The sequence below is a fragment of the Cohnella boryungensis genome (assembly GCF_042651945.1).
GTDB lineage: Bacteria > Bacillota > Bacilli > Paenibacillales > Paenibacillaceae > Cohnella > Cohnella boryungensis.
In genome coordinates, this window is record NZ_JBHSED010000025.1 from 61,622 (window position 1) to 71,698 (window position 10,077).

The window sequence follows — 10,077 nt, forward strand, 5'->3', positions numbered from 1 at the left end:
GCCTCCTACTTGATCGCAGCATAGGAGACGGCTTGCTTGAGCTGATCGATCATGAAATCGATCATTTCGTTCGTCAGGCCGGGATACACGCCTACGAGAAACGTATCGTTCATGATTTTGTCCGTATTGTCCAGAGGGCTGCCGAGCCTATAGTTGACACCCTGAAAAGCAGGCTGATGAATCAGATTTCCCGCGAATAACAGACGGGTTTGGATGTTGCGAGCCTCCAAATACTTCGTAATTCGATTGCGATCGATTGTCGTTCCGTCGCGAACCGTCATGACGAAGCCGAACCAGCTCGGCTCGCTGCCCGGCGTCGCCTCGGGAAGAATAAGCACGTCCTCTAGCGCCTTCAAGCCTTCCTTTAGCCGCTTGAAGTTACGGATTCTTGCGGCGACGAAGGCGGGAAGCTTGCGCAATTGCTCCAGTCCGATGGCGGCCTGCATGTCGGTCACTTTCAAATTGTAGCCTAAGTGAGAGTAAGTATATTTGTGGTCGTAGCCGAACGGAAGGCTGCCCGACTGCCAGCCGAAGCGTCTCCTGCACGTATTGTCACAGCCGGAAGCGCACCAGCAGTCCCGCCCCCAGTCGCGGAACGATTCGAGGATCGTTTTGAGAAGGGGATGATTCGTGTATACGGCGCCGCCTTCTCCCATCGTAATATGGTGGGGCGGATAGAAGCTGGAGGTGCCGATATCGCCATGCGTTCCCGTCAGCTTGCCCCGATACAGCGCCCCGAGGGCATCGCAGTTGTCCTCCACAACCCACAGACGATAGGCATTCGCCACTTTCAGCACTTCGTCCAGCGCAAAAGGATTGCCCATCGTATGCGCGATCATGATCGCCTTCGTTCGCGACGATACGGCGGCTTCGAGCCAGTCCGCCCGGATGTTGTATGTGCCAAGCTCGACATCGACGAAGACGGGCACAAGCCGGTTTTGCACGATCGGAGCTACCGTCGTCGGAAAGCCGGCGGCAACCGTAATGACTTCGTCGCCGGGCTTAAGAGCGCGATCGCCCAGCTTGGGAGAGGTCAAGGCGGAAATGGCCAGCAGATTGGCCGAGGAGCCGGAATTCGTCAGCAGCGCATAGCGAACGCCGAGAAATTGCGCCAGCTCCTTCTCGAAACGGCCGGAGAACCTTCCCGAGGTCAGCCAGAAATCCAGGCCGGCGTCCGTCAAGGCGATCATTTCCTGCTCATTATAGCGTTTGCCCGCATAGGGAATGCGCGATTGTCCCGGCACGAAGGGCTGAGTCTGATGGAACAGGCGATGAAATTCCGCTACCTGATTGAAGATGAGCTTTCGTTTGGCAGCTTCCAGCTGTTCTATGGTTATGGAGCCGATTGCGGCAAGGCTGCCGAGCCGGGCGCGCTCCCAATAGAACGGCGTGTCGAGCTGAAGAGCGATGGCTCCGTCGTCCTCCACGCAAGCGAAAGCAACGGCTCCATTCGGGTTGACGTCCGCTACGGCGAATAGCCGATTCTCCATTCGAACAAGATCGCCGGCCTTCATCATAACGGACTTCCTTCGGGATGAAAGCGGAATGGACTCGCAAATTCGGCGAGCGAGGGAAACGTTCTATCCCGCTCCGACAGCACAGGCTGACTATCCGGCCATGAGATACCAACGGAATTCCAGTGAATTCCCGCATCCTGAGCTGGAGCATGCTGCGTAGTGACATGGTATAGCAGGAGGGAATCGTCGCAGGCATAGAACCCGTGGGCAATTCCGGGAGGCATATATACCATCGCTCCGCGTTCGCCGTCAAGAGGCACGAGCTCGTGTTGACCATAGGTCGGGGAATCCGTCCGAAGATCCAGGATCACATCCAGCACCTCGCCCTGCAGACAGGCTACCAGCTTATGCTGCTCGGCGGGAGGCAGCTGGACATGCAGTCCCCGTAATACGCCTCTTCGGGAAAAGGAATAGAATTGCTCTCGGAAGGAAGAGATCAGTCCATATCTGGAATAGGTTTCGTGATGAACGGTTTTTACAAGTCTTCCGCGCTCATCCCGATGCACCTTCGGGAAAATCTTCAGGCAACCCGGGAGGGTCAAGGGCTCGGCAATCAGCGGGGGCTCCGGTCGATTCGGGGCTGTTCCAGTCATTGGATCGCTTCTTCCTCCCTCTGGATGAATTCTGCATTATCATATGTAGCGATGGACTGATCTCATAGTCGTATCGCCTACGCCCTCTGCAAACAGGCTATCGCCTCACTCCAGAATGGCGAAATAGGGATGGGCCGTAGATGTCCGCCCGATTGCGGGATTCCTGTGTGAAAGCCCGACCCCGCGAATGTCCAACCTGAATAGGATGTGTGAGATTAAAGGCGCGGAGGGGATGCGTGTTGGAACAAAACAATCACACATCGATCTATACTTGGCCCGATGTCTATCTGTTGGCCGATTATTTGTGCGTATATTTCGAGTGCAGGTATATCGTCGTGATAGGCAGCGGTTCGGATCACGTCTTGCCTCCGCTAGCTGCCAAGTATCCGATTATCGGACTGGAGATGAAAGATCGTCTGCAGGCATCCGCAACCCGGTATCCGTTCGTCGCATGGCACGGGCATCAGCTTGACGGTCTCCAAGCGCTTCCTATTCCGGACGCTGTATTGAGAGAATCCCTTGTCATGAGTCTGGACGAGAGAGGAGATCTGCATCGTCCCGGCGGAGTTCTTCGTTGTCTGGGCAAGGCTATGGATCTGTCTCCTGCATGCCTGCTGGTGACGACATTGAACCACAGTATGCAGGAGTTAAGCCAGTGGACCGGGATGCTGCGGCAGGAGCAGCTTCATGTGGAATTCGCCGGATTCACCGTAAACGGGAACGAGGATCTGCGGAAGCATACGATGGTATCCCTTATCGGCAATAACCGGTGGAAAGCGAAATTGTCCGCTCCAATAAAGGTTGCGGCGATCGTGACGGCCTACAATGAAGAGGACATCATCTATCAGGCGATCAAAAAGCTGCTTGACCAACAAATTCAAGTCTATGTCGTGGAAAACTGGTCGACGGACTCGACCTACGAGATCGTGAACACGTTCCATACTCATCCGGGTTTTCTGGGGTGCGAAAGATTTCCGGCCAACGGACCTGACAGCCATTTCAATTGGAAAAAAATTCTGGACCGAGTCGTAGAGGTTACGCAAGGAATGGATGCGGATTGGTTTATCCATAACGATGCCGACGAAATCAGGCAATCTCCATGGCCGGACAAAAACCTGAGCGAAGCGATCGGCTATGTCGACCGGATGGGCTATAACGCGATCAATCACATCCTGATTGAATTCTATCCCACGGATAACGCTTACTCGCCAACGATGGATCATGAGCAACACTTCCGGTATTTCGATTACGGCAAGGTCGAATCGGATTTCATCCAGATCAAAGCCTGGAAGCGGACGGATCAGCAGGTCGACTTGTCCAAGCGCGGCGGTCATCAAGCCTTATTCGAAGGGAGAAGGGTCTTTCCGTATTTGTTCGTTAGCAAGCATTACCCATATCGCTCCCAGCAGCATGCCGAGAAGAAAATATTCAGAGACAGGAAGGCGAGGTATGCTCCCGAAGAGCTGGCTGAGGGCTTTCATACGCACTATGACGGCTATAGCCAAGGGCAGCAGTTTGTCCGCGATCCTCAGCAACTGATCGCCTTCAATGAGAGCAGCTATTTTCCCACGCATCTCGTTGAACGCTTGTCGGGCATCGGAACGAATCGGGTTAAAGCGACGATCGAACCGCCGGATGTCCCGATATCCGCTGAACCTCTTGCGGAAGCAAAACCTCGTCCAAGACGCGCCGCGAAAAAGAAAGCAAGAAGCAGGATCCGCTCCCACATGCGCAGAATTGCGACTTCAAAGGGCCGGAACGGACTACGTCGACCGAACGACAATAACAGAGGCTCGCATCGACGAAGGGTACGATCGATAGGAACGAGGCGCCGGCCAAAACGCAAAAATCCGATTCTTAAGAGGAGAATCGGGAGGATGAGCCGTTGAAAAAAACCGTGACGAGACGCATCCGCAAACATTTCCGGGCGGCGGGGAAGCAACGGCGCCCCCCTAAGAGAAACAGGCTTGTCTTTGTTGTTCTGGCCCACGAGCGGGAGGATATTCTAGCCAATCAGATTCGGAATATCCGCTATTATAATCCCGAAAGTCGCATTATTCTGTACAACTCCTCCGGGCTTGCGGAGTTTGGCCGACATCTGGAAGAGATAGAGATATGCCCCTACCAGAGGGGCCCGCTGGCCTGGGGGCGAACGGGGTGCGTGCTCTATGACGCGATGAGAGGTTTAAAAGAAAGCCAAGCCGACTACGATTACCTCGTCTACATCGATTCGGATGTGTTATTCCTGCGAAGCGGCTTCCTCTCCTACTTGGACGAAACCATGTCGGGCTATGACGTAATGGGCGTGAACCTGCATGTGGAGCATGGGCCGGGGGAATGGATTCCCGGTCAGACCATGTGGGAGGAGTGGCCATCCTGGCAAGCGCTGTTCCATACGGATTATTTGGCCGGCATGTTCGCGAACGGTCAAGTGTATCGCAAGGCGCTCGTCGACCGAATGTACGAGGGTATCGATACGGAGAGGCTGGAATCGCTATTTCAAACGACGCAGGTGATCGCCCTTGAGGAGATACTTCATGCCACGTTAGCGGTTCGCAGCGGAGCCGCTTACCGAAGCTTTCCCGAGACCGAAGCTCAATATATCCGTTATAAGCCTCCGCTTAGCCTTGCCGACGTACAAGCGGCCGAACAGAACGAGCGCGTTTACTTCGTCCATCCGGTCCTGCGGGAGGCTGAGGACCCGGCGAGACAATGGGTGGATCAGCTGTTGGAGACGAGAGCCAGATCGGCGGCAAAGCTTGTCCGTGAACGGAAAAAGCGAAGAAGCTCAACGTCCGCAAGCAAACAGCTACGACCGCTTAGGCGGCGAAGGGCAAAATCCGGCGGCAAGAGCAAGCGCGTCATTCGCGCGCGAAAGAAGTGAAGGGAGGTCGGCTCGTATGCGTTCTCTTGCAAAGAGAAGAAAAAAAACGACAGCGAAAAAGACTCGCCCGAAGAGAAGAAAGGGAACGACAAGATCGGGCCTTCCTCCGCGCAGGAGCAGAAAAAGGAGCACGAGCCGTCGCCCCCGGCGATTGCGAAAACGGCTAAAGAAGCGCAATGTGCGCAGATCTGTTGTCAAGCCGGAAGCCTTGCATCCGCCGTCGGCGGATGTTATGGCAAACGGCAAGCTTCACGGCGAAACCTATGCATATCCGCCGCCGACAGAGTACTATCCGTCCCTTCAGGATTGGATCGGGAACCAGCCGGTGCCGCCGAACCGTCAGGAGATCTATGCCAGCCATACTCGCGTCTTGAAGCCTCCGAAGGGCTTTGAAGAGCAATTGCATATTACGTATAGGATGACCGAGTTTTATTCGCCGGCCCCGTTTGTTATCGAGATTCCCAACGGCCGAGTCTACGGAGATTACGGCTGCATCCTTGCCCCGGATAACAAGCTATTGTGGGACGTGTCGATCTTTCCTCCGTTTATTCCGGAGAAGCATCCTGTGTTTCGGGTGACCGAGTTTCCTCCTGCCCGCTATACCGATGAGACGGTTGCCGTACTTACCTTCTGCGCGAGCAGCATGCATTACCATTGGGTATTCGACGTGCTCTCCCGGATGGACTTGTTGAACAAAAGCGGAATTCCCATAGATAAATATGTCGTAAATGGGGTCAAAGCCGCTTTCCAATGGGAAACGCTTGAACGGATCGGGATACCGAAGGATAAGCTGATCGTCTGCCAGGATCAGTTTCATCTGGAAGCGAGAAGGCTTGTCGTTCCTGCGGCGCCGGCGATCGAGTGGGGGCCGCATCATTGGCAAATTCAATATATCAGGGCGGAGCTGTTGTTTAAACCGGGCTTGCAGCCCTCTCCGGACTTCGAGAGAATCTATATCAGCCGTTCGTTGGCTGCGCATCGCAAGGTGACCAATGAAGAGCAGGTGCTAGGGCTTCTAGCTCCGTTGGGCTTCAAGTGCATTCATCTGGAGTCGTATTCCGTAGCCGAGCAAGCCGTTATTCTCTCCTCTGCGAAGGTCGTGGTCGCCCCGCACGGCTCAGGCCTCACTAACCTTATCTTCTGCCAGCCGGGCACGAAGGTTATCGAGCTGCTGACCTCCAACTTCCCCGTCTACGTGTTCTGGCTGCTATCCAACCATCTCGATCTCGATTACTACTATTTGTTCGGAGAAGGAGAACGCGCGGCGGACCGGATTGATCCGAAGCACGGATACGACGACATGTGGATCGATCCGGACAAACTGCGAGGGATACTCGTCTTTGCGCATGTGATCTAAATAAGGCCGAAAGCAGGGGACTGCCCCTGATTCGGCCTTTTCTCTTCTTCTACGACTATTCGGCTATCAGTAGACCTCGTACACCAGCGTTGAATCCAATTCGAGCTGGCGGTTAAACACGGCATAGATATACAGCCTTCCCGCGTCGGTGTCGCCCGCATCGTGGCCGATTCGAACGGTGCCATCCTCCTCGAAGCTGAGCTCGCTGTATACGAGCTCGGCAACATTTTCGCCGGGATGCTGCTCGGCAATGAGCCGAAGCGCTTGCTCCAGCAGCGTCTCCATTCGCTCCCAGGCTTCCCGGATGAGAGGCGCGAGACGTTCCACCTCTACGAGGGTGGCGACATGTACCGCAGCGGCCAGCTCTACGTTCCGGTAGGACAATGCAGCCCCGTAGCTCGTCAGCGATAGATCGTAACGGAAGGTTCCGACGCCTTCGATGTCGCAGTCCGGCTCCCGAATGAGATTATTGGCGTAATCCAGACGCTCCAGCAAGGGCAGGCGGCTGGTGTCCAAGGCGGAAAGCTTGTTCTCCGAGCAGTAAACCTCGACCAGGCGAGGATAATCCAAGCGGAGCTCGGATATGTGATTGTTGAAGCATCGCAAGCTTTGCAGCGCCGGATTGCCGCTCACATCCAGCTCGGTAAGATGGTTGTGGTGGCATCGAAGCTCAAGCAGGCTTTCGCAGCTCTCTATATGAAGGCTGAGCAAATGATTGCTGCTGCAATCGAGCTGCCGCAGCTCGACGTTCTCGCTAAGCTCCAGCGCAAACAGCGCATTATAGCTGCAGTCCAGCTTATGCAAGCGAAGGTTGCGCTTCACATCAAGCTCGGAAAGCAGGTTCCAATGGCAGACCAGCTCGCTCAGCCGCTCATTGCGGCTTACCTCAAGCGTCCGAATGCGATTCGACCCGCAGTTCAGGGCTTCGAGCTCGGCGTTGGACGTCAGGTCCAGCGCATGAATCTCGTTTCTGTTGCAATTAAGCTGCCTAAGGAGCGGATTATGTCCCGTATTCAGCCAGAGCAATCGGTTTCCTTCGCATTTCAACGCAGTCAACTGCGGATTGCGGCCGATGTCCAGCTCTTGCAAGTAATTGTAAGCGCAATCGAGCTGCTCCAGCGAGACAAAATGCTCCAGGCCCCTTAAGCTGGCAAGCTTCATTCGCGATACCTGAAGCGTCGTGATCTTCTCTACATCGGCGGCGCGGATCGAATCGCGTCCGGCGCAATAATGCTCCAGCACGAATGCCCGGAACGTTTCATCTAGGAAATCATGGGTAATCTCCATAAGGATACTCCTTCCAAATTGGTTCTCGACCAAGGAATTACGACTCATCCGCGGATTCCGTCCTTATTGTATAATGTCGGGAATCCGATTAGCGACCATCCATACGCTTAACCTGACTAGGTCGGATGTCCTGAAAATGAGAGAGACTTTACGATGCGCGCGCGATTGGCAGAAAAGCTGGAAGATACGCAACGCTTGATATGGAATCCGGACCGCGCCGATTCTTTATCTTAGGCGCGAGCGATAGCCGGACAAGCTCAATCAGATAGTCTAATGTATAGGGGGAGCATGATGAAGCCGGAAGTCGGAAATATTTACTGTGTCTATGTGGAGAGGCTGCAGCGCTACGCCGCCTGCCAGATCACCCGTTTCAAATTACCCGAATCCGCCAGGGACAAGACGCTCGGAGCCGTTTGACAGCTGGATTGGCTGGGAGACATCGAAACGGTGGAACGGGAAGAAATCTATTTGGTGCTGGTCGATTTGCTGCAAAGCTTCAATGCCTCCGGCGGCGGTGCAGACATCGGGGAACTAGTGGAGCTGTTCGACAGCCTGCGAGATTATTGAACGTCTGCCCTTGGAGCTGCAGGATATGCAAAAGAAGCTGGACCCGACGATCGGGACCAGCTTCTTTAGTCGGGCAGTTAGGCTTCCTTGACCTTGAGCTCCTTGACGGAAGCGGCCTGCTCGTCGCTTGCCGGTTCCGTGCGCTTAATGAAGAAGGAGAGCAGCAAGCCCGCCACTCCGATTGCGATAATGACCAGATAGGCATCGTTGATTCCCTGAATGGTAGCCTCCATGATCATATGCTCCTTCGTCTCTCCTGCGGCTCCGCCCGAAGCCATCATAGTCTGCAGATGAGACTGAGTCTGGCTCGTCATTACGGTGACCAGAAGGGAGGTGCCGACGGCGCCCGCCACTTGCCTGATCGTGTTCGAGATCGCCGTTCCGTGGGCATTCAATCGGGAAGGGAGCTGATTCAAGCCTGCGGTCTGGATCGGCATGAGCAGCAGCGCCATGCCGATGCGGCGGCCCGTAGACATGAGAACCAGATAGCTGTAGCTGGTCGAGTCGGTCAGATCGACAAAACCGATCGTCGTCACAATCGTAATCAGCAGCCCGATGACGGCCAGCCACTTGGCTCCGAATCGGTCGAACAGCCTTCCGGCGACCGGCATCAGGAAGCCCATGACGAGCGCGCCGGGGAGGAGCAGCAAGCCCGATTCCAAGGCGGTGTATCCGCGGATATTTTGCAAATACAAGGGGAGGAGCATCATGTCCGCATACATGACCATCGTTATCGCAATATTAATTAATGTGGTTAAGGAAAACATGTTGTACTTAAAGGCTCTAAGGTCGAGAAGGGGATTGCTGGACACAAGCTGCCGCCAGACGAACAGGACGAGCGACACTCCGCCCGCGCTCAGCGTGGCGATGACTTCCGCACTGGACCAGCCTGCGCTACCTGCGCGGCTGAACCCGTAAAGCAGCGCGCCGAAGCCGATCGTGGACAGAACGACGCTGAGGGCGTCAATCTTCGGGTAGGCTCTCTCCGACACGTTCTTGAGATAGACGGCGGCTAGCGCAATGACAGCGACCACGAACGGCAGCATGCCGTAGAACATGACTTCCCATGCATAGTTTTCCATGATGTACCCGGCCAGCGTCGGTCCGATCGCCGGAGCAAAAATAATGGCGAAGCCGACCATGCCCATAGCCGCTCCCCGCTTGTTCGGAGGGAAGAGCGTCAGGATGACGTTCATCAGCAGCGGCATGATAATGCCCGCGCCGGCTGCCTGAATGAGCCTTCCCGCCAGCAGGACAGGGAAATCGGTCGCGATGGCCGACGTGAGGGTCCCCGCCAGAAAGATCAGCATCGAGGTTTGGAATAGCTCTCGTGTCGTAAAGCGTTGCATCAGGAACGCCGTAATCGGGATCAGAACGCCGTTGACCAGCATATAGCCGGTCGTTAACCACTGAGCCGTCGCAGCGGAGATGTCAAAATCAATCATCAGCTCCGGTACGGCTACGGTCATTACCGTCTGATTCAGAGTCGCCAGGAAGGCGCCTAAGATCATAATGAACAGGATCGGTCCTTTTTTTACAGCACCTTCGCTTTCGGGTATGCTCTTTGTCAAGTTTTCTCCATCCTTCCAATTTCTCTATTTGAACTTAATTTACACTGTGTATTATAATGGACACAGCATAAATAAGATTCTATACGGATGGTTGGAGTTTGCAATCGACAGTTTCATGATGAAGTGTAAATTTATTTACGATTAAAGCTGTTTCTGTCGTTCAGACCAGACATATTCGACGAAAGCGCAGAGAATTGTAGCTAAAGTCCAGCGGTATGATGTCAAGTCCCTGAATTGAGCGATTTGGAAATTTTCTTGAGCAGAAAGCGTGCGAGTCAGGGAAAAAGGGCGCATCAAACCA

Annotated in this window: 8 protein-coding genes; 4 read left to right on the forward strand and 4 right to left on the reverse strand. The window is 54.6% G+C overall.

The features are described from left to right. Positions 1–5: 5 nt before the first annotated feature. Positions 6–1,517, reverse strand: a complete 1,512-nt coding sequence (rfbH, locus tag ACFO1S_RS13855) for a lipopolysaccharide biosynthesis protein RfbH (protein ID WP_204605995.1) — start codon at positions 1,515–1,517, stop codon at positions 6–8. Further along, positions 1,514–2,110, reverse strand: coding sequence for a dTDP-4-dehydrorhamnose 3,5-epimerase family protein (locus ACFO1S_RS13860; RefSeq protein ID WP_204605996.1), 597 nt, complete (start codon positions 2,108–2,110; stop codon positions 1,514–1,516). Before ACFO1S_RS13860 ends, rfbH begins: the two co-directional genes overlap by 4 nt. A gap of 239 nt (positions 2,111–2,349) precedes the next feature. Between ACFO1S_RS13860 and ACFO1S_RS13865 the strand changes: the two genes are divergently transcribed. From ACFO1S_RS13865 to ACFO1S_RS13875, 3 genes are all read left to right on the forward strand, one after another. Continuing rightward, positions 2,350–3,999: a glycosyltransferase gene (locus ACFO1S_RS13865; protein ID WP_378126965.1), complete on the forward strand. Its 1,650-nt coding sequence runs from the start codon at positions 2,350–2,352 to the stop codon at positions 3,997–3,999. Beyond that, positions 3,996–4,994, forward strand: a complete 999-nt coding sequence (locus ACFO1S_RS13870) for a hypothetical protein (RefSeq protein ID WP_204605998.1) — start codon at positions 3,996–3,998, stop codon at positions 4,992–4,994. The genes ACFO1S_RS13865 and ACFO1S_RS13870 overlap by 4 nt, the downstream gene beginning before the upstream one ends. Positions 4,995–5,172: 178 nt before the next feature. Next, complete coding sequence (locus ACFO1S_RS13875; protein ID WP_378126966.1) at positions 5,173–6,351, forward strand: glycosyltransferase family 61 protein; 1,179 nt, start codon at positions 5,173–5,175, stop codon at positions 6,349–6,351. 66 nt (positions 6,352–6,417) lie between these two features. On the opposite strand, the gene ACFO1S_RS13880 is transcribed toward ACFO1S_RS13875, so the two are convergent. Continuing rightward, positions 6,418–7,638 (reverse strand): leucine-rich repeat domain-containing protein, encoded by a 1,221-nt coding sequence (locus ACFO1S_RS13880; RefSeq protein ID WP_204606000.1) that lies wholly within the window; start codon positions 7,636–7,638, stop codon positions 6,418–6,420. 288 nt (positions 7,639–7,926) lie between these two features. On the opposite strand from ACFO1S_RS13880, the gene ACFO1S_RS13885 reads away from it, so the two are divergent. Then, positions 7,927–8,055, forward strand: coding sequence for a hypothetical protein (locus ACFO1S_RS13885; RefSeq protein WP_378126967.1), 129 nt, complete (start codon positions 7,927–7,929; stop codon positions 8,053–8,055). A 227-nt stretch (positions 8,056–8,282) separates the two neighbouring features. On the opposite strand, the gene ACFO1S_RS13890 is transcribed toward ACFO1S_RS13885, so the two are convergent. Then, the gene (locus ACFO1S_RS13890; protein ID WP_204606004.1) at positions 8,283–9,716 is read right to left on the reverse strand and encodes a DHA2 family efflux MFS transporter permease subunit; all 1,434 of its coding nucleotides are present in this window, start codon (positions 9,714–9,716) and stop codon (positions 8,283–8,285) included. Positions 9,717–10,077 lie beyond the last annotated feature (361 nt).

Excerpts from the sequence above, each read along its gene's own strand:
- ACFO1S_RS13890 (WP_204606004.1), bottom strand. The coding sequence starts at position 9,716 with ATGATCTTAGGCGCCTTCCTGGCGACTCTGAATCAGACGGTAATGACC.
- ACFO1S_RS13885 (WP_378126967.1), top strand. The coding sequence starts at position 7,927 with ATGATGAAGCCGGAAGTCGGAAATATTTACTGTGTCTATGTGGAGAGG.
- ACFO1S_RS13880 (WP_204606000.1), bottom strand. The coding sequence starts at position 7,638 with ATGGAGATTACCCATGATTTCCTAGATGAAACGTTCCGGGCATTCGTG.
- rfbH (WP_204605995.1), bottom strand. The coding sequence starts at position 1,517 with ATGATGAAGGCCGGCGATCTTGTTCGAATGGAGAATCGGCTATTCGCC.
- ACFO1S_RS13860 (WP_204605996.1), bottom strand. The coding sequence starts at position 2,110 with ATGACTGGAACAGCCCCGAATCGACCGGAGCCCCCGCTGATTGCCGAG.